General features: G+C 61.5%; 20 protein-coding genes. 5 read left to right on the top strand and 15 right to left on the bottom strand.

Annotated features, from left to right (window positions below; all coding sequences use genetic code 11):
• Positions 1-45: 45 nt before the first annotated feature.
• Both HS101_03190 and HS101_03185 read left to right on the top strand, forming a co-directional pair.
• Positions 46-435, top strand: a complete 390-nt coding sequence (locus HS101_03190; protein ID MBE7505270.1) for a hypothetical protein — start codon at positions 46-48, stop codon at positions 433-435.
• A gap of 44 nt (positions 436-479) precedes the next feature.
• Positions 480-1,256 (top strand): DUF4190 domain-containing protein, encoded by a 777-nt coding sequence (locus HS101_03185; GenBank protein MBE7505269.1) that lies wholly within the window; start codon positions 480-482, stop codon positions 1,254-1,256.
• A 7-nt stretch (positions 1,257-1,263) separates the two neighbouring features.
• Here HS101_03185 and paaJ read toward each other — a convergent pair whose 3' ends face one another.
• The 8 genes from paaJ to rpmB form a co-directional block, all read right to left on the bottom strand.
• Complete coding sequence (gene paaJ, locus HS101_03180) at positions 1,264-1,770, bottom strand: phenylacetate-CoA oxygenase subunit PaaJ (GenBank protein MBE7505268.1); 507 nt, start codon at positions 1,768-1,770, stop codon at positions 1,264-1,266.
• Positions 1,771-1,787: 17 nt separating this feature from the next.
• Positions 1,788-2,630: a phenylacetate-CoA oxygenase subunit PaaC gene (gene paaC, locus HS101_03175; GenBank protein MBE7505267.1), complete on the bottom strand. Its 843-nt coding sequence runs from the start codon at positions 2,628-2,630 to the stop codon at positions 1,788-1,790.
• Positions 2,631-2,688: 58 nt separating this feature from the next.
• A complete protein-coding gene (gene paaB, locus HS101_03170; GenBank protein MBE7505266.1) occupies positions 2,689-2,988 on the bottom strand; it encodes a 1,2-phenylacetyl-CoA epoxidase subunit B in 300 nt (99 codons plus the stop codon).
• Between the two features lie 43 nt (positions 2,989-3,031).
• Positions 3,032-4,033, bottom strand: a complete 1,002-nt coding sequence (gene paaA, locus HS101_03165) for a 1,2-phenylacetyl-CoA epoxidase subunit A (GenBank protein MBE7505265.1) — start codon at positions 4,031-4,033, stop codon at positions 3,032-3,034.
• 19 nt (positions 4,034-4,052) lie between these two features.
• Positions 4,053-4,640, bottom strand: coding sequence for a TetR/AcrR family transcriptional regulator (locus tag HS101_03160; protein MBE7505264.1), 588 nt, complete (start codon positions 4,638-4,640; stop codon positions 4,053-4,055).
• Positions 4,641-4,726: 86 nt separating this feature from the next.
• Positions 4,727-6,127 (bottom strand): Asp-tRNA(Asn)/Glu-tRNA(Gln) amidotransferase subunit GatA, encoded by a 1,401-nt coding sequence (gene gatA / locus HS101_03155; GenBank protein MBE7505263.1) that lies wholly within the window; start codon positions 6,125-6,127, stop codon positions 4,727-4,729.
• Entirely contained in the window at positions 6,124-6,429 is a 306-nt protein-coding gene (gatC, locus tag HS101_03150) for an Asp-tRNA(Asn)/Glu-tRNA(Gln) amidotransferase subunit GatC (protein ID MBE7505262.1), read from the bottom strand. Before gatC ends, gatA begins: the two co-directional genes overlap by 4 nt.
• Positions 6,430-6,541: 112 nt before the next feature.
• Positions 6,542-6,811 carry a 50S ribosomal protein L28 gene (gene rpmB / locus HS101_03145; protein MBE7505261.1) on the bottom strand — a complete coding sequence of 90 codons (270 nt, stop codon included), beginning with the start codon at positions 6,809-6,811 and terminating at the stop codon, positions 6,542-6,544.
• 204 nt (positions 6,812-7,015) lie between these two features.
• On the opposite strand from rpmB, the gene HS101_03140 reads away from it, so the two are divergent.
• The 3 genes from HS101_03140 (at position 7,016) to HS101_03130 (ending at position 9,081) form a co-directional block, all read left to right on the top strand.
• Positions 7,016-7,648: a sigma-70 family RNA polymerase sigma factor gene (locus tag HS101_03140; GenBank protein ID MBE7505260.1), complete on the top strand. Its 633-nt coding sequence runs from the start codon at positions 7,016-7,018 to the stop codon at positions 7,646-7,648.
• A gap of 6 nt (positions 7,649-7,654) precedes the next feature.
• Entirely contained in the window at positions 7,655-8,128 is a 474-nt protein-coding gene (locus tag HS101_03135) for a DUF3649 domain-containing protein (protein MBE7505259.1), read from the top strand.
• A gap of 278 nt (positions 8,129-8,406) precedes the next feature.
• Complete coding sequence (locus HS101_03130; GenBank protein ID MBE7505258.1) at positions 8,407-9,081, top strand: hypothetical protein; 675 nt, start codon at positions 8,407-8,409, stop codon at positions 9,079-9,081.
• A gap of 58 nt (positions 9,082-9,139) precedes the next feature.
• On the opposite strand, the gene HS101_03125 is transcribed toward HS101_03130, so the two are convergent.
• From HS101_03125 to HS101_03095, 7 genes are all read right to left on the bottom strand, one after another.
• Positions 9,140-10,255 (bottom strand): phosphatase PAP2 family protein, encoded by a 1,116-nt coding sequence (locus HS101_03125; GenBank protein MBE7505257.1) that lies wholly within the window; start codon positions 10,253-10,255, stop codon positions 9,140-9,142.
• A gap of 141 nt (positions 10,256-10,396) precedes the next feature.
• Positions 10,397-11,419, bottom strand: a complete 1,023-nt coding sequence (locus tag HS101_03120; GenBank protein ID MBE7505256.1) for an ATP-grasp domain-containing protein — start codon at positions 11,417-11,419, stop codon at positions 10,397-10,399.
• Positions 11,416-12,483: a putative zinc-binding metallopeptidase gene (locus tag HS101_03115; GenBank protein MBE7505255.1), complete on the bottom strand. Its 1,068-nt coding sequence runs from the start codon at positions 12,481-12,483 to the stop codon at positions 11,416-11,418. The genes HS101_03120 and HS101_03115 overlap by 4 nt, the downstream gene beginning before the upstream one ends.
• Positions 12,484-12,606: 123 nt before the next feature.
• Positions 12,607-13,488 (bottom strand): PhnD/SsuA/transferrin family substrate-binding protein, encoded by an 882-nt coding sequence (locus tag HS101_03110; GenBank protein ID MBE7505254.1) that lies wholly within the window; start codon positions 13,486-13,488, stop codon positions 12,607-12,609.
• 127 nt (positions 13,489-13,615) lie between these two features.
• Complete coding sequence (locus HS101_03105) at positions 13,616-13,894, bottom strand: hypothetical protein (GenBank protein ID MBE7505253.1); 279 nt, start codon at positions 13,892-13,894, stop codon at positions 13,616-13,618.
• A 207-nt stretch (positions 13,895-14,101) separates the two neighbouring features.
• Positions 14,102-15,031, bottom strand: coding sequence for a hypothetical protein (locus tag HS101_03100; GenBank protein MBE7505252.1), 930 nt, complete (start codon positions 15,029-15,031; stop codon positions 14,102-14,104).
• A 475-nt stretch (positions 15,032-15,506) separates the two neighbouring features.
• Positions 15,507-18,362, bottom strand: coding sequence for an insulinase family protein (locus HS101_03095; GenBank protein MBE7505251.1), 2,856 nt, complete (start codon positions 18,360-18,362; stop codon positions 15,507-15,509).
• Between the last annotated feature and the right edge of the window lie 153 nt (positions 18,363-18,515).

Here is an 18,515-nt window from a genome sequence, read left to right as displayed (position 1 = left end):
GTCCGATCAAAACTCGGAATGGAACTGCATTCACGAGGGAGATCCATGCCGACGAAACGCAAGACGACTCTGAAACTCGCGGCCCTTCTGCTCATCGCTTCAACGGTCGGCACGGCCGGCTGCGATCCTTACAGCTTCTTTAGCGGAAATGCCAACATCAACTTCGTCGTGCCCGTCGGCCTCGGCGGAAACCCGGGATTCTACAATCCCTTCGGCCTCACCCAGGCCCTCGTCAACGCGCTGATCGGCGGCTCGTCATCGGGTGATGAATCCGGCGGCAGCTCCAGCAGCTCGTCGTCAGCCAGTACCCTGCCCAATGCCGGCGTCCTCGGCAGCATCATCCAGCCCGGCTTCAACAGCGGCACCTCCACCAACAACCTCACCGGCTCAACCACCGCCACTCCGCCGCCGACCACCACGACGACCAATCCCTGACCGTCGGCTTATTGCCGTGCCGCCGTCGTGTAGAATGTCCGCCGATGGCTGTCAAGGTCATTTGCCCATCATGTCAGAATGCGTTTGTAAGCCGCGCTGCGCCAAGCGACGGTGATGAAGCGATCTGCCCGCATTGCGATCGGCGTTTCCATGTTGAGTTAGAAGGCTACACCGTTGCCGAGCCCGTCACCCGCACGGTTGCGCCGCCGCGTTATGCGATGCCGGTCGGCATTCGATTCTCGTTTTCCTGTGAGCGCTGCGGATCGGTGCTCGAAGGCAACGACGGCATGTCCGGTCAGAAGGGTCGCTGTCCCACCTGCGGCGGCGTCTTCACGATTCCCCGCGTCGATCGTCACACCGGCGTCGCCGCCGAGCGCGCCCAAATCGATGACGACGGCCAACTCCCGACGCCGATGCACGCCTACGCCACCGCCGGCGCCAAGGCGCCGCAGATTGTCCGGCACGCTGACGGCTCGCAGGCGGTACGGTGTCCGCGATGCAGCCGCGAGATGTCCGTCGATGCTGATATGTGCAAGGGATGCGGAATGCCCTTTACCATCGAAGGAGCGCAGGAATCAAACGCCCATTCGCCGGAGTCGGGCGGCCTGGCGACGGCGGCCCTGACCCTCGGCATTCTTTCCGTCCCGACTTACTGCCTCCCGCTCCTGGGGCCTGCCGCCGTGCTGGTCGGCTTCATGGCCCTGCAGCGCGGCTCGAAACTGGGACCGGACGCTCCCGGACGGCGCATGGCGATTGTCGGAATGATCCTGGGATTCCTCAGCAGTGCCGTCTTTGCGGCATCGCTCTATTGGAAGTTTTGACGGTGAATCAGATGGGCTTGAACTGTTCAAACGACTGCCGGCATGCGTTGCAATAATGAATGGCCCGGCAAAGCGTCGGTCCGAAGATGGACTCCAGCGTCGTATTCGCCGAATCGCAGTGGGGGCAGGAGACGCGGGCGATCATTTCCTCTGTCAATCCGCCGCGACAGGCAGGGCCCGGTGGGGCGAGACCGAATTCCTTGAGCTTGCGCCGGCCGTCATCGCTGATTCGATCGCTGCTCCACGGCGGATCGAAAACAACATCAACGCGAACCGAATCAAATCCGGCATCGCGCAGGCTGCGAGCGATATCATTTCGCATGACATCCAGCGCAGGGCAACCGGCGAAGGTGGGGGTCATCCGTACCGTGACGGCGTCAGGCTGAATCTCTACACCTGCGATGATCCCCAGGTCGACGACCGAGACGACCGGAATCTCCGGATCGCTGACCCCGGCCAGCGCCTCCCAGACGCGGGCCAAGTCGGTCTCCGTGTTCGCTTCGATCGGTCTCATTGGTATCTCTCTGACTGCTACCAGGTCGCCCGCGGCGAAAGTTTGTAAACCCGCTGCATCGCATCGAGCACGGCCGCCAGTTCCGGGCCGTGCTTCCCCGCGCGCCCGCCGTAGTGCGGCGTGGCGTTGGCTGGGATCGTCAAGCCCGCCTTGGCGATGATCGGCGTCACTTCAGATCGCCACTGATCGCACAGCTCAGACTCCGGCGGACAGATCTTCGCCGCCGCGAGCGCGCTCTCAAAGCGAGTCGGCTCGAAAATGCCCAACGCATGCGGCCAAAGTTTCGTCAGCGCCGCCTGCAGCCGCTGGCCGCTTTCCGGCGTTGCCCGCCCGAGCTTCTCCATGAGGAGCCGGCCGTGCAAAGTGTGATACTTGATCTCGCCGCGCAGCTTTCGGGCAATATGGGCCAGCGGCTCGTAGGCGTTGTCCTCCAGCGCCGCCATACGGACGGCATCCGCCTCGGCAAAGAGAAATTGCCGTACCAGGCTGCCGCACCAGTCCCCGCGATGCATGAGTTCGTCGCGCACCGGGTTATTGCACAGGTCGCCGTGATTGGAACCGGCGGAAAGGAACTCCATCGCCACCAGACTGCAACAACGAAACGCCTCGGGACCGCGCTCAAACGTGTTGCGCTCCGGGTCCGGCTCGCCGAGTTCGTGGAGCAATCGGTAAAAAGCCAGGGCGTGGCCCATCTTGTCCTGGGCCATCGACGAAAAGGCAATGTCCTCTTCAAGAATGGGGCCGATGCCGGTCCACTCCGAATTGCGATGGCCGATGATGAGGCCGTCGTCGGCAAGACGATAGAGCAGGTCAATGACGGCCGACTTCGTCGCGGCGTCGAGTTTCGAGGGTACTGTCATGGTGGTCATGATTTGTCGTTGATCAATTGCCTGGTTGATGGTCGGACTTCTGCGTCGCCTAGATCTCGCCCGCGTCTCCGACGGCCTTGGCGCGCTTGGTCGTTTCGTACCCGAAAGCCTCGCGATAGCTCTTGTCCGTGCCGTGCTCGAACAAGTCGGCGTCTTCGTAGGCCGTGGCGACGATCGCCTCTGCCGGCACGACCCAGATATTCACGCACGCCTGGCGCCGGCCGAACTGCTCCTTGGCCAGCATGATCGCCGTCTCGCCGTCCGGCGCATGCACGGCGCCGACGTGCACATGCGGCTCGCCGCGCGACGCCTGATGAAACACTTCAAAAATGGGCCACTGGCTGTCCATATTCCGTAGGGCGGGCACTGCCCACCACTCTCCTTCGTTATTGTTATCCGACGTTCGCCGTAGGTGGCAGGGGTGCCTTCTTGCCGGCTGCAGCCGCGGAAAGCGCCTCGCGGATCCATCGTCCCTGCTCGTGTGCCAGTCGCCGCGTCTCAAGTCGCTTCGCGCTGACCGGGCCGCTGCCGCGCACGACGGTCTTGAATTCCTCCCAATCCGGCTCGTTGTACAGCCAGCTCTTGGACTTCTCATCGAAGCGCAGATTCCATTCGGAGGGCACCGTCAGTCCGAGGTTGAACATCTTCGGCAGATACTTCCGCAGGAACTCCTGGCGCTGCTCGTCATTCGTCTTGAGCTTGATCCGCCAGCGCATCAGTTGCTCGGTGTGCTTGGACTCCTTATCGCTGGGGCCGTGAAACATCATGATCGGCTTCCACCATCGATTGACGGCGTCCTGAAGCATCGCCCGCTGAACCGGCGTGCCCGTCGCCATTGAAATGCACATGTCGTAGCCGTGCGTCAGGTGAAACGCCTCTTCGTAGCAGATGCGCTTGAGAGCCCGAGCATAGGGACCATACGAGCCCTCGGCCATCATCGCCTGATTGACGATCGCGGCGGCGTCAATGAGCCACGCGATGACGCAGACGTCGGCCCAGGTCTCGGCCGGATAGTGAAAGACGTTGGAGTATTTCGCCTTGCCGCTGATCAATTCGTCGATCATCTCTTCGCGCGGCTTGCCGAGCGTCTCGGCGGCGCGGTAGAGAAGCTGGCCGTGGCCGACTTCGTCCTGCACCTTTGCCACGAGGGCAAGCTTCCGCTTGAGGCTCGGTGCGTGCGGAATCCAGGTCCCCTCAGGCAGCGCGCCGCAAATCTCGCTGTTCGCGTGAACGTGGATCAGGCGAATGAGCTGGTCGCGGTAGTCCCTGGGCATCCAGTCGCCGGGCTCGACCTTGTCCCCTTCGGCCACGCGCGCCTCGAAGGCGGCGAGGCGCTCCTCGTAACCCGCGTCGCCGGGCCGGTCGTTCGTCCACTTTTCGGTGACTTGAACCATTGATCTTGTGCTCCTGTCGTCAGGCGGTGCGCCGTCGAAGACCGTCGAATATGTACTCGGACATCCAGCGGCCGACATCCTCCGGCGTCATCGGGCCGTCGGGCCGGTACCAGGTGAACATCCAATTGAGAACAGAGAGTATAAAAAGCGTCGCCGTCGTCTCATCCGGTGCGGCGATGTATCGCGAATGGATCGCCTCGCGCACCAGCGAGCGAAACATCAGTTCGTATTCATCTCGTCGCTTCGTGAATGCGGCGCGCCGATCCGGCGCCAGGTGTCGCCACTCAACGGTATAGACGGCTGCAGCATCCATGTCACCGGCGATCACACCGACGTGCGCGACAATCGCCGCCTTAAGCTTTTGAAGAGTGCCGAGCTGCGAATCGACAATTGGCCGCAGAGCGGAGAAGAACCGGTCAGCCGCGGCATCCACGATTTCCCAGAGGATCTCGTCCTTGCTGGAGATGTGGCTATATAGGCTGCCTCCGAGCATTCCGACGCGCTCGGCGATGTCTCGAATGGACGTGCCGTGGAAGCCCTGCTGGTGGAAGAGCTTACAGGCGGCGTGATGAATCTGGGATTTTCGATCCTCAATAACTTCGGGCATGGAATTGCTCCGAACAAGCGCTTGTTAGGGGAGAATAGCTCCAAGGATGTCCGTGGTCAAGCCGTCTCCGATCGAAAGCCGCGAAGTTAGCTCAGCGGGGGGGCTTTGTGGTGGAAGTCGGTCGATTTCTGAAACTGATGAGCGATCTGTAAAAGCCGCCCCTCGGCGAAATGCGGACCCATGAACTGAAGCCCGATCGGCAGGCCCGACTCGGTAAAGCCGCAGGGAATTGAGATGGCCGGAATGCCGGCCAGATTGGCGGCGCAGTTGTAAATGTCAGCCAGATACATGGCCAGCGGATCGTCGGATTTCTCACCGAACTTGAAGGCAGGCGTCGGCGTCGTGGGCGACAAGATGACGTCGCACTTCTTAAACGCCTCGACGAAGTCCTGCTTGATGAGCGTGCGGACCTTCAGCGCCTTGAGGTAATAGGCATCGTAATACCCGCTCGAAAGGGCATAAGTCCCAAGCATGATGCGTCGCTTCACCTCCGCGCCGAACCCCTCGTCGCGCGAAGCGCTGTACATATCGATGTAGTCCGTCGGGTTCGCGGTGCGATGGCCGTAACGAACCCCGTCGAATCGGGCGAGATTGCTGGAAGCCTCGGCGGTGCAGATGAGGTAATAACAGGCGATCGTGTAGGCGCTGTGCGTTAGCGAGACTTCATGCACCTCCGCGCCGAGCTTGCGATACACCTCGATCGCCGCCTCCACGGCCTGGCGCGTCTCGGGGTGAAGTCCCTCGCCGAAGTACTCGCGGGCATAGCCGATTCGCATCTTGCCCGGCGGTTGGTCGAGCAACGCCTCGTAGTCCGCAACGGGCTCATCCACGCTGGTAGCGTCGCGCACATCCCGACCGGCAACGACGCCGAGAAGTCGTGCCACCCCTTTGACATCCACGGCGACGGGGCCGATCTGGTCGAGGCTACTGCCGAATGCGACCAGGCCGAATCGCGAGACGCGGCCGTACGTCGGCTTCAGACCGGTCACGCCGCACAGGCTGGCGGGCTGGCGGATCGATCCACCTGTTTCGCTGCCGAAGGCATAGGGAACCATTCTCGCTGCGACTGCGACAATGGATCCGCCGGACGATCCGCCGGGCACATACTCGGGATTCCACGGGTTTCGCGTAGGGAAAAAGGCCGAATTCTCGGTGGAGCTTCCCATCGCGAATTCGTCGAGATTCGTCTTGGCGACGATCACCGCGCCGGCCTTTTCCAATTGCTCAACGACATGCGCATCGTAAGGACTTCGGTAGTTTTCGAGAATCTTCGAGCCGCAGGTCGTCTTGCCGGAACGGGTGCAAATGTTGTCCTTGAGGACCACCGGCTCGCCGAAGAGGGGCCCGGACGACTGCGCGGCGTCAAGCTCGGCTGCGCGCTTGCCCGCATCGTTATCGAGGATGCTGATGCAGGCATGAAGCTGCGGATTGAGCCTCTTCAGGCGATCCAGTGCCGACGAAACGCGCTGCACGGCCGAGGCGCTCATGCAGTCTCCTGATCGAGTACCTTGGGAACTTTGAAGAACGGGGTGTCGCTCACAGGGGCATTGGCCAGCGCCGCTTCGGGCGTCAGCGAAGTCGCGGGCGTGTCATCCCTGAAGACGTTGCAGACCGGCAGGGGGTGGGCGGTCGGTTCGACATCCGTCGTATCGACCTCGTCCAGTTTGCGGACATATCCGAGAATGGAATCGAGCTGCGACCCGAATCGCGAGATTTCCTCCTCGCTCAGCTTCAGCCGGGCGAGGTGCGCGATGTGCCGAACCTCCTGGGTCGTGATTTTTTCACTCATGTGGGGCCTCTACCGATCGCCGCGCGAGACAAAATTCCGCGCGCAATCCTCGCGTTCAATTTACTCGGCATTCTATTGAGAGGCAAAATGAGAGAGTGCGGCCGGCCGTCGATCAGGCCTCAGCGGCGGCTGCGGGGGCTTTCCAGTTCCGCCTCATCGGCTTCACGATAAGTCCCATGCGGATGGCCTTCGTGGAGACCTTGATCCGGCAGATGCGACCGTCAATGACGGCACGAACGCGCTGGATATTCGGCTTGAACTTGCGCTTGGTCTTGCCGGTGACCTTGGTGCCGACGCCGCCCAGGTACTTGGCCTTGCCGCGATGGGTATACTGCCGACCGCTGGTGGTTCGCTTACCGGTGAAATGACAAACTCGAGGCATAAGGCACCTGAAAAACTCTCGTCGTTGGACACACTCGGAAGCCCCACAGTTTAGGCGGATCACCCGAAAACGCAAGGCGAGCCCCCTCTCCGGTCCGCAAGAAGGCCCCTGTTCCGATAACATCTGCCCCGCAAAACGGTTACGATTGCCCACAAATGGTGGCAATCGGCCGCCTGGATGGACGTTTGGCTGAATAGAGGATCGATGGACGTCGAGGCGCTTGATCGGGCAATAGCCGGAGCCCAAAGGGGGGATACCTCCTGCCTGGACCGGCTTATCGAGTCCTACGCCGATCGGCTTTACGGCTTCCTCTATCGAATGACCGGCTCCCGGCACGATGCCGAGGATTTGATGCAGGAAGTCTTTATCCGGCTCGTCAGGACGATTTCGGCGTATCAGCATGACGGGCGATTCGAGGCGTGGTTTTTCCGGATCGCCGCCAATCTCGCCCGCGATCGGCTTCGGCGAATTTGCCGGGGTCCGAAGTTTTTGAGCGTCGCCGCCGACCCGGATGATGACGAACGTGGCGGCGGCTCCGGCGGCATCGCGAGGATCGGTTCGGAGGCCGAGCCGGTGGACGCGGCCCTCGAGCGAGCTGAAGAAATGGACGCACTCGGAGCGGCGATGCTCAAGCTGCCCGATGCCGAGCGAGAGGTTGTGATGCTGCGGCATTTTTCGCAGATGTCTTTCAGAGAGATTGCCGAGAGCACCGGCGTTCCGCTGGGGACAGCCCTGGCCCGTGGACATCGCGGATTAGGCAAGTTGCGTGCGATCATGACGGCCGGGCAAAGCGATGCAGACAGTGCCTGCGACGAGACCGTCGGCGCTGAGGAGTAAATGGGCGTGACCGAGCAAGAGAGAAAAATGCACGAGGAAATCGCAGAGCACGAAAAGTGGCTCGCGGTCTACTCCACGCCCAGGCCATCCGCCTCCGCCGTGGCCCGAGCAAAGCTGGCCGCGCGCGAGGCGATGCAGTCTTCTCGCGCCCGACGTCCCCGGAGCGCATGGAGGGTCTGGCAGGGCGTGGCCGCCGCCACCGCGGTGATCGCGCTTTGTGTCTTCGTCGGCTACCAGGCCGCCATGACAACGCCATCCGCTCCACCTGCGATAGCCGAACTTGATCCCATTCCCAGTCTGCCCGAGGCCTCCAGAGAGGGGATCACCCGCGTGACGGCACTCGACGATGACTTAACCGATCTTGAGACGTGGTCCGCCCAGGCCAATTGGGGAGTCAGCGGCGCGTCGCTTTTCGAACTCATGGATGAAGCATTGGACGATGACACTGACCGGGCCCCGGGCGAAAACGGGTCTTCATGATCGGTGCCGCGCAGCGATGGATTGACCGGGACACACAAATGACAACGACACGACTCGGGCTACAGCGATACTCAGTGAGTGCGATTTGCGCGCTCACCCTCGTCCTTTTTCTTTCTCCGTCCGAGCGCGCTGTCGGAGCGGCGCAACCTCAGGATGCGCCGCCCGGCAGGCCTCGAGAGAGCTTTGATCGGTCCGGCGACGGGCCGCGTGGTAGATTTCGCGAAAACGGTCCGCGCGGCCGTTGGCGTGATCGGCGCGGTGGGGGGGAAGATCGGGCGATGGATCGACCGATTCCGCCGGAGATGATCGACAAGATCATGGAGCTCGTTCGCGATAAGTTCCCGGAGCGTTTCGACCGTCTCGCCGACCTGGAAGCGAAAAACCCCCGGCGTTTCGAGATGCTGATCCGCCGTATGGCCCCGGTGGCGATCGAGTACTTCAAGCTGCGCGAGCGCCGCCCGGAGCTGGCCGACACCATCATTCGAGAATTCAAGAATCAGGAGCGCCTGCACGAACTCAGCGATCAATTCCGCAAGGCAAAGGATGACCCGGCGAAACAGGCCGCGATCGAAACGCAGATCGAGCAGATCGTCCGCAGCCAGGTCGAGCTGTTTCAGGAGCGTATGGAGTTCCGATTGCAGGACTTTGAAGAGCGAATCGCCGAGCAGCAACGGCGTCTCGCAGAGCAGCGCCGGCGCTTCGACGAGGAAAAGCTACACTCAGAGGACCGCATCGCCGAGCGCATCAAACGCATCAAAGAAGGCGATGTCCGCCCGGACTTCCCGGGCAGAGGACCGAATGACCTCGAACGGTTTGGCCCCGATGGACCCGGGCCGCGACGATTCCACGGCGACGGTCCGCCGGGAGAAGATCGCGGTGGACCGCGCCGACGCGGGCCGCACGAGCCGGCCGCGCCGGATGATGAACCGCCTGCCCCTCCGGAAGGCGATTAGCTCTACTGCGTATTAAGTAGAATCAGCGGACCCGATCCCGTCTGGTATCCCGCCGCAGTTAGTCCAGCGTTTTCACGAAGGCGACTCCCGCGCCGCCCTGGGTGCTTGCATAAGGGAGAATCTTCCACCCGAAAAACTCGGGATCGCGTCCGCTGGCGACGCTGTGCCCCACGACGAGGCCGAGCACGCCGCCCATGACCACGTCGGAGAAGTAATGCTCGCGGTCTTCGAGGCGTTCGTGCGCGACGAGCGTCGCAAGCGCATAAAGCGGAACGCCGACCGCGTGGCCGTAAGCCTGGTGCAGGACGCTGGCAACCACGAAGCTGCTGGAGGTATGGCCGGATGGAAGTGTGCCCCGCTCCCCGTTCGGCGCCCGGTCGTACGATGCCGCCTGACCGACAACGACGGTAAGGCCGTTGATCATCAAGGCCGAGAAGAGCGTCTTGCCGACTTCATAGGTCTTGTCGTCCATCGACTGCTGCCCGATCAGATACCACAGGCCGGCCAATGCGAAATGCGTTCCCGGATTGCCGATCGCGCCAAACGCGTCGCGCCAATCCTCTTTCATGTGATGGTGCGGCGGTTGAAAGTCGTTTCGACGATTGAAGTGGTGCTCGATGGACCGATCCACACCCGTCCCCTTGATCGCGATCGACCCGCCCAGCGTGCCGCCGAGTATGATCAGATTCACCGGGTTGGCATACACCCGCTTGGTGTCTCGCCAAAGGTCAGACGGCATCGACTTGACATCGCGCTTGACCGTGTCCCAGAACGATGCCAGCGGCGAACTGCGAGTGTATCCGTCGGTTGAGGATGTCGAATCGGCAAGTTCGACGTGCTCCGTTGACTCGCCCTCCTGAGGCGCCTCGCCCAGATCGGCCATCACCAGCGGTCGCGAGAGCGAGCGAATCGCGCAGTCCCTTGCGACGGCGATCCGCACGCTGCGCGGCGCCGGCCGGTTGGTCAGCACGAGCGGCTTGGCTGCTGGGTCCTCCGTCGGCGCGGCCATGTCGCCAAACCAGTCGTGCGCCGAAGCATCGTCGGGTTCGCGCAGTCTGTTTGACTCGATCGCCGCGAGTCGATCCTCGACCGATCCGGCGTCGATACGTTGCGAAAAGCCCTGGCAACCACAAGTCGTGAGCGCAACAACCGCGAAGATGATCGACTTGCCCATGATGATCTCCCTGGCAGCGGGTCTGGTCGGGCGGGGGCCCATCCATGACCGCGACGAGCGGGAGTCTATGCCTGAAGGTCACGCAATGCAAAAAAAAAGAAAAGGGCGGCTGAAGGCATGTGACGCGGGTCCAGGATCGCCCTAATGCCGCTCGGCGTGGTATTGCAGGCCGAGCTTTACGATGCGCTGGATGAGCTGATCATATCGAATGTTCATGCTCTCGGCGGATTCGGAGAAGTCCTCGCCAAATGACAGATTCGGATTCGGATTTGATTCCAGGAGATACACTTTTTCATCCGGCGCCAGGCGGAAATCCATTCGGGCGTAGCCGCTTTGATTCAGCGCCCGGTAGGCGCGCCGGCAGAGCCGCGTTATCTGCCGCATCATCGCTTCGGTGAGTTGCTCCGCGGCGTTTGTGGTGATGCCGCGTTCCTTTTGATAGCGAAGATCCCACTTGACCTTGTCGGTCGCAATCGGCAGGGCGCCGTCCGCGAGATTCTCGAACTGCATCTCCCAGATCGGCAGCGTGCTGACCCGGCTGTTGCCGAGGATGCCCACGTACAGCTCGCGCCCATCGATGTATTCCTCCGCCATGGCCTCCGACTGATGTTGTTCGTGGATGAAGGCCACCCGTTCGGCCAGCTTGTCGTCGTCATTCACGACCGACGCCTGCGAGATGCCCACCGATCCATGCTCCGCCACCGACTTCACGATCAGCGGGAATTGCAATCGGTTCGGACGCTTCACGCGCTTGCCGCGCGGGAACACGGCGAAATCGGGCACCGGAATCCGATGATGTCGAAGAATCTTCTTGGACAGGGCCTTGTTGTCCGCCAGCACCAGGCCGCGCGGGTTGCACCCGGTGTAGGCCTGCCCGATCAGCTCGAAGTAGCCCAAAACGTAAGGCACATAAGTGCCGCGCCCCCGAAACTCCTCAAGCAGGTTGAATACGATGTCGGGTTTGAACTTCTCGATCGCATCGCCGATCGCGCCGAGCTTGCTGCCCACCCCCAGGGCCTGCGTCTCGTGGCCCAGTTCGCGCAGCGTGACAAGCACGTCGTACTCCATCTTCCACGGCGACATCTCCTCGTCGCTGACTCCCTCGAGGGAGTCGGGCGGAACAAGGTCTTCGTCCATCATGGCCAGGATACGAAGCTTCTTCATAAGGCGATCTGATGATATCCGCTGTGTAGATAGTTCATCGTCTGCACGGTCAAGAGAATGACGGCCTCAAGCCGAGTCTCTTCCTCACTCTTGCGCACTCGCAGCTTGAGTTCCTTGCAACGTCGCAGCATCTCCGCCAGAACCTGGTCGATGCGATACTGATACTCTCCGGTCCACCGGGCCACAAGCCCGCGGATCGACTTGCGATGCCGGCGGAGAAAATGTTCAGCCAGTTCGCCGCCGGTGGAGTCCTGCGAATCCGTAAACAGCCTTCGCAGGTCGCGATCGTGAAAATCAGGGTAATCCGCGCCGTAGCGCGCCCGCTTCTGCTCGTAGTGCTCGCGGAGCGTGATGCGCAGGTTGCGAATGTGATCCACCTGCGTTTTTTTCGTCACCTTGGGCGGCGCTCCGCCGATCTGGCTCATCAGCCGATCGACGTACTCCAGCTTCTTCAGCGCCGGCCACCCCGCATAACGCGCCCGCCAGTTGGATCCCGGCGTCAGCCAGATCGCGAACGTCTCCGCGAAGTCCTCCACCGGGTGACTCTGGGCATACCAGGAGTCGAGATGCAGCACAAACCTGCGGCTAAACGGCCGCGGCTGATAAAAATCCGGATAGGGAACCGAGGCCTTGCCAAAAACCTGTCGCCAACTCTTCAAACGGTGCAGCCGATAGGCGTTGTCGATTGCATGGCCGATTTCGTGCCGAAGGATGCGCAGGCACCATTCGCGCGAGCCGCCCTCCGCCTCGAGCATCTGCCGCTCCTCCAGCTTGATCAAACGTGGATGAGCCAGATAGAAAGGAATCGCCACTCCGGCAACGCCGTCGGGTGTAAACCATTCGTCCGAAAGCCAGTAATGCGGCCGAAACGACAACTGCCCGGCAGCCAATTCCCGGGTGACCTCGCGGATGCGCGACTCGAGCTCCCCGCCGCGAATCGTCACCCCCAAGTCGCAGAACCGAAGATCAAGGAGTGCCTCGTCATCCAGTTCGGCCCACGCCGGTTCGCTTCGGGGCTTACGGGACCGATGGGCGGTGTCGGACGTGGATGAGTCGAAAGTCATGTCATTAATGAATCGGGCAGAGATGCCGCGGCACTTTCAAAATGCGGCATCTGCGTTTTGCGTGGTGGGCCGGACACTCGCCGACGATGTCCATGGATCCATTTCGCTCGGGTCCGGACGGCACTACGACTTTGGAATCAGCGAACGCGTCGCCGCATAGGCAGCCGGATCGGCCGGCGCGAACCCTTGAATACCGAGCTGCTTGCACAGGGCCTCGTCATTCTTGGCGTCATTGAGAAGGTACGACTTCAGCAATTCTGTCTTTTCTGGATCCGCGCCCGGGCCTGCAACAACGACCATCTCCGGTACCTCGGCCGTCTCTCCGACGATCTCGAACTGGTCGCGGGAGACGCCGGTAATCGGATTTCCGCCGGTCTCGGGCAGCTTGCTAAATGCGATCTCATCGATGACGCCGGCGTTGATGAGGGGATCCCAGACGACGAGACCGGGAACGGAATCGCCGCAATACAGGCGTCCTTCGATCGGAAGGGCGATGGTCGTCGGCACGAGTTCGGGGAGAATCTTGTCGATCGGCACGCCCGCCTTCACCAGCGCGTCCCGTGCCGCATAGTCCGAAAGAAGGTCATGGTGCTTGCCGAATGCGAACCGCTTCCCTTCGCAGTCCTTGATGACCTTCAAATGTGATTTCGCCTTCACGACGATATGACCGCGACGCGATGTCTTGCCCGCCTCGTTGACCGCCGTCGCAAGCAGCTTCAGCTTGCTCGGGTCCTCGATCTCCGCGTATTCGTTCGCCGTGAGAATCGCAAAGGGAATGTTGCCCTGCTCGAGTTGCATCCCGATCGCCATGCCGCTGGGCTGGGCCGAGAAAAGGACCGGGCTGTTGAAGCGCTTCTCCAATGCCATATGCATCGCCCGGTATTCAGCCGGAACACCGAATATGTCGAGCTTCGTCGATGCAATCTGGACGGCATTCTGTTTCTGACAGCCGATGCACGCGGCGCCCATCACAAGAAACGGCAGCAAGCGAATTCGCTTCGACATGCGACAATCCTCCAGGCGTTGTCATCTGCCCCGTCACTCTCGGGCAGTAAAAAGTCGGTGATGAGTATAAGCAATCCCCGACCGATCGCTCAAGCAAGCGGAGTTGTGCGGGAAAGTAGGGGAGGGGTCAGTTGGCGGTGGACTCAATCCGCAGGCTGTTGCATAACGCCATGAGGTCAGCCTGCTCCGCTCGATCGGGCAGGTCCGGCCACTTCGAGATGACGCGAACATCCCGGGCCACGCGGAGTCCGGTCGTCGCGCCGGTTGCCGGCTCAAACGAAACAATGTCTCCGCCGTCGGGCAGGGGGCCTCCAGAATCCAGCTCAAAGCGGTAGGCGCCGTTGCCGTCGGTGACAATTGTGCCGGAGGATGTAACGGGGCGAAATGTGAGAACGTATCCCTGCATGGCTGGCTTCTCCGAAGGGAATGAGGTGATCCCACGGAGTCCGTCCCGGTCGAGGGCAGGCGACACCGCCGCCCGCGCATCCATGCAAAATACCGATCCAAGGGCGGAGCATACCCCGGCCGGATGTCGTTTGCACGAAAAAAATAGGGATCGGTAAGTCGGAGGTCCTGTTGATCTTGGAAGCCGCGGCCGCCAAATCACAAAGAATCAGGGCTGCGGGTTATGCACGGCCACGTTGTCCACGCTGGTCACCGTCCAGACCACTTGGTTTCGGGGGTCGTTCAGAGAGTCGGCAGACCGATCCAGGACTTGGACGACGATGGTCGCCCCGACCGGATACTGGAATGCCTGCGTGATCCCGTCGGTGATCGTCTTGTCCAGACGCCACTCCGGAGCAGTACCCAGTTGGCTGTTGCAAACGGTGCCCTGAATGTGCAGGGCGTCGGCCGACTTGCCGATCGGCAGATTGTTCACGCTGGAATAGACGAAGCCGCGCTGTGTGCAAAGGTCGCTGCCCGAACACGTGAAGTTGGAACTCGCGTTGCCGAAAACGATAATCTCAGGCAACGGAAGGTTCGCCTGGCCGTTGTCGCGCCGGCTGAGCTGGACTGATACCGGAGTTCCTCCCCCGGTGCCACCGACCAGCGGGTTAAGGAACAGCTCGGGCAGTTGATCGACGCCGAAGTTCAATCTCAATATCCGATTGCCGCTATTGAGCGTCACCGTGTCGCAGCCGATCGTGAGACTCGATGCCGAGCCCGGTGCAAACGCGTCCGTGTAGCCGGCGTTGAGATACTCTTGTGTCTGCTCGTCACACACGAAGCCGCCGGTTCCCGCAGATACCACGAAGTTAATGGCGAATCGAACGCGCTGCTGCGCCTGGTTCTGTAGTGAAACGTTGATGAATCGGCTCGCAGCCCCGGTCAGATCACAGACCGATCCCAGAACCGTCGTGTCCACCGGTGGCCCGCCGTTGCCGCCGCCGGCCGGAGGACCCAATCTGGAAGGCGTGAAGTTGCTGGCGAACTGAGCAGCCAGGAAAGGGCTTCCGCCGCAACCAAACTGCGGCACGCATACAAACGCAGCAAGCGCCATCAAAGCGCCGGCACCCGCAGCACGTTTAATCCGGGCAATCATCTTATCGCCTCCTGAAGGCTTGAGTCTGGCAACCCATCCGCGAGGGCATGTAGCGGAACCGTTGGTGTCCCGCTCCTTTTCGCCAAGGAACCATTGGTGCGTCCGCCGTATGAAAGCGGACAAACCGGGCAGGGTTAGAGCCGCCGAAGTTCCCCACCTGAGGCAACCCCCTCGACCGACTCTTTGAATGATTGTACCTCTACCGGGGGGGCGAAGCAACGCCCGACCACCTCCGGATGCTCCCATATTTTAACGCGGCGAACCGGATTGGTCGGGCTGGGTCCGACTTGTCTGGGTTTTCGGGTTTCGCCCTTTGAGCTGGCGGCGAAAACTTGCAAGCCAGAGGCTTCCGCTGCCCGAATCCATGTCCGATACGGACCCCGCTGACCGCAAACAGCGCCCCGAAACCACACCGACATCCTGGGTCCGCAAGTCGCTCCTCGGCAGCAACCCCCCTCGCCCGGCGACCGATAAGCTAACTCTTCATGGTGACGGACTTTTCGTCATCCTTGTCGCCGCCTTTGTCATCGGGCTTATCCTGTGAGTCCTGATTCAGAACAGTGACCGGGGCGATCTTCTCTAGGTCCTCCTTGATCTTCGCCGCCTCCCCAACCACCACGATGATCAAATGGTTCAGATCGACCTGTTCCTTGGCGGCCTTCAGGACGTCATCGGTTGTCGTCTTCTGCACCGCCGAGAGGTACTGCTGATAGAAATCGTCGGACAGGCCTTCATTCTCGATGATCCACAAGTCGCTCGCCACGGCCTGCGGCGTCTCTCGGTCGCCCGGAAACGAGCCGACGATGTAGGTCTTCGTATCCGCCAGTTCCTGGGCCTCCGGCTTCTCGGTTCGCATCCGCTTCACCACGTCGAGAAGCGTCTGGACCGTCTCGCCCGTCGTCGGTGTCTTGGTGAACGTGCTCATATTGAAAGCGCCCGCGAACCGCTGCGGACTGATCGAGCCGCGCGCACCATAGGTCAGCCCCTTGTCCACGCGAATCGCCTTGTTCAGCCGGCTGTTGAACCCGCCGCCGAGAATCGTCGCCATCACCCGCGCCGTCGGATAGGCATCGTCGATCCGTCGCAGACCGATATGGCCGACGCGAATCTGGCTCTGCACCGAACCCGGCCGATCGTAGATATAAATGTGCGTCTCGCGCTTCGCCGGAATCGCCGCGAGCCGCGGAGGCGAGAATTCGCTGTCGACATTCCAGGAGCCAAAGTGCTTGACCGCCAGCTCAAACGCCGCCGACGGCGTGATATCGCCCGCGATGTAAAGCACCGCGTTTTCCGGGCGCAGATTCTCGCTCCACCACGCCTGAAGATCCTCAATGGTCAGCTTGTCCACGTCGTCCATTTCGCCGGTCACTGTCCGGCTGTACGGGTGGTCGCCGTAGAGCAAACGCCGATACTCCCGGTCGGCCAGGTATTCCGGCGTCTTGGTCGAGATCATCAGGCCGACCTTCATCTGCTTGGTCATGATGTCGAATTCGTCCTTCGGAAAGGTCGGATTCTCAATGACGTCGCGCATCAACTCCGATGCCAGGTTTAGCGTCGGCAGCAGCGAAGACGCCCTCACCTGCGAATCGTCCATGCTTGCCGATCCGTTCAGGCTGATCGCGTTGGACTCCAGCAGGTCCGCAAGCTTCTTCGAGTCGCGCGACTTAGTCCCCTTGGTCAGCATGCTCATCGCCGCATTCGCCACGCCGGGCTTCGCCTCCGACCATGCCCCGCTCTTGATGCCCAGCGTCAGCGAGACAGACGGCACTTCATGATTGCTCACCACTACGACGCGAAGCCCGTTCGACAACGCCTTATCGGTGTGGGACATGTCCGGCAGCGCATCCATCGCCTTCGCGGCGGGCGGCTCCGTCGGAAAACCCTCCGGACGCTTGGCCTTTGCCTTGGGTCCGGTCCGCTGTGCCGTTCGATTCGTGCCGTCATCTTCTACCGGCGGCTTATTGTCCGGATCGTCCTTGGCGTCTTTGCCCTTGCCGAACAGCGAGCCGATCATGCCGCTTGCGCTTGGCTCAATGGAGATATTGATCGCAGCGTCTTTGCTCAGGTATTGCTTCGCGACGCGCTTCACGTCGTCGAGCGTCACCGCGTCGATCTCTTCCAGCCGCCGATTGATTCGCTCGGCGTCCCCGTACAGCACTGCATATTGACCGAGCAATCCCGCCTTGCTGGCGACCGTCATCGCCCCCATGACTTCCTGGCGGCGCTGCTGGTTCTTCATCTTCTCCAGTTCCGCCTCGGTGATGCCGTTCTCACGGACGTCTTTGATGTGCGACTTGATCGCCTTCATCAGTTTGCTCTTGTTTCCGAACGGCAGCAGCACACCGCCGGCCCCCGCGATGCCGCTTCCCTCAAACGCAAACGCACCGCCGATGGCCACCTGGGCGATCTTCTTGTCCTTCACGATGTCCACGTAAAGTCGGCTGGATTCCCCGCCGCCCAGCGCGCCCATGAGGATTTCCAGCGGCAGCTGATCGGGATGGCTCTCCGGCACCGTGTGATACACCACGCCCAATACAGGAAGCGGTCCCTTGTCCTCCGGCAGCTTGATGGTCCGGCTCTTTTTCGGTTGCTCGATTTCGCAGTTCGGTCGCCCCGGCTGCGGACAGGGGGGGATCCACTCAAAGTACTTCCTCGCCAGCTCCTGCACCTCGGCGTGCTTCACGTCGCCCACCACCACAAGCGTCGCATTGTTCGGCGCGTAATACTTGTCCCAGAACATTGACACTTCCTCCACCTTCGCCTGTCGCAAATGAGAAATCTGTCCGCCCGGTGTCCACCCGTAGCAATGCTCGCCGAACAAATCACCCAGCAGCCGTTCCGGCACCCGTCCATACGGCCGGTTGTGCGGCTGACGCAGTTCCTCCTCGACGACCTTGCGCTCCGTCTCGAAGCCCTTCTTGTCAATCTTTAGGAACGCCATCCGCTCCGACTCCAGCCACAGCGCCAGCTCAAGCTGATTCGCCGGCAGCTCCTCGACGTACACCGTCTGGTCGAATGCGGTGTAGGCGTTGCAGTCCCCTCCCACCCGGCGAATGTTGTCGAAGTGGGCCGTCTCGCTCAGACGATCAGTCCCCCGAAACATCATGTGCTCGAACATATGCGCGAAGCCCTGCCGGCCCGGCTCCTCGTTCTTCGAACCGACGTGGTACCAGACCTGCACCGCGGCGATCGGGCACGAGTGGTCTTCAAGTGTGATGACCCCCATGCCGTTCTTGAGCTCGATCTGCTCAAACGGATAACGCCGATCGGCGGCCAGGACGCCTGTTGAACAGGAGAGAACTAAAACGACGGATAAGACATTACGCTTCATGGTACCTGCTTCGCCTTCGGGGGCGGGTCTTGGGGGTGGATGGCCCGGTTTGGGCGCAGTGACGAGTTCCTGCGAAAGCCAGGAATGGGATGCTCGCCCGGCCACAACCACCCTCGATTGATACGGCCGAGATCAATAGAAAAACGGCGATAA

This window comes from Planctomycetia bacterium, from assembly GCA_015075745.1.
Classification (GTDB): domain Bacteria; phylum Planctomycetota; class Phycisphaerae; order UBA1845; family UTPLA1; genus UTPLA1.
The sequence above is the reverse complement of the archived record's forward strand: the minus strand, read 5'-3'. Positions and strand labels throughout refer to the sequence as shown.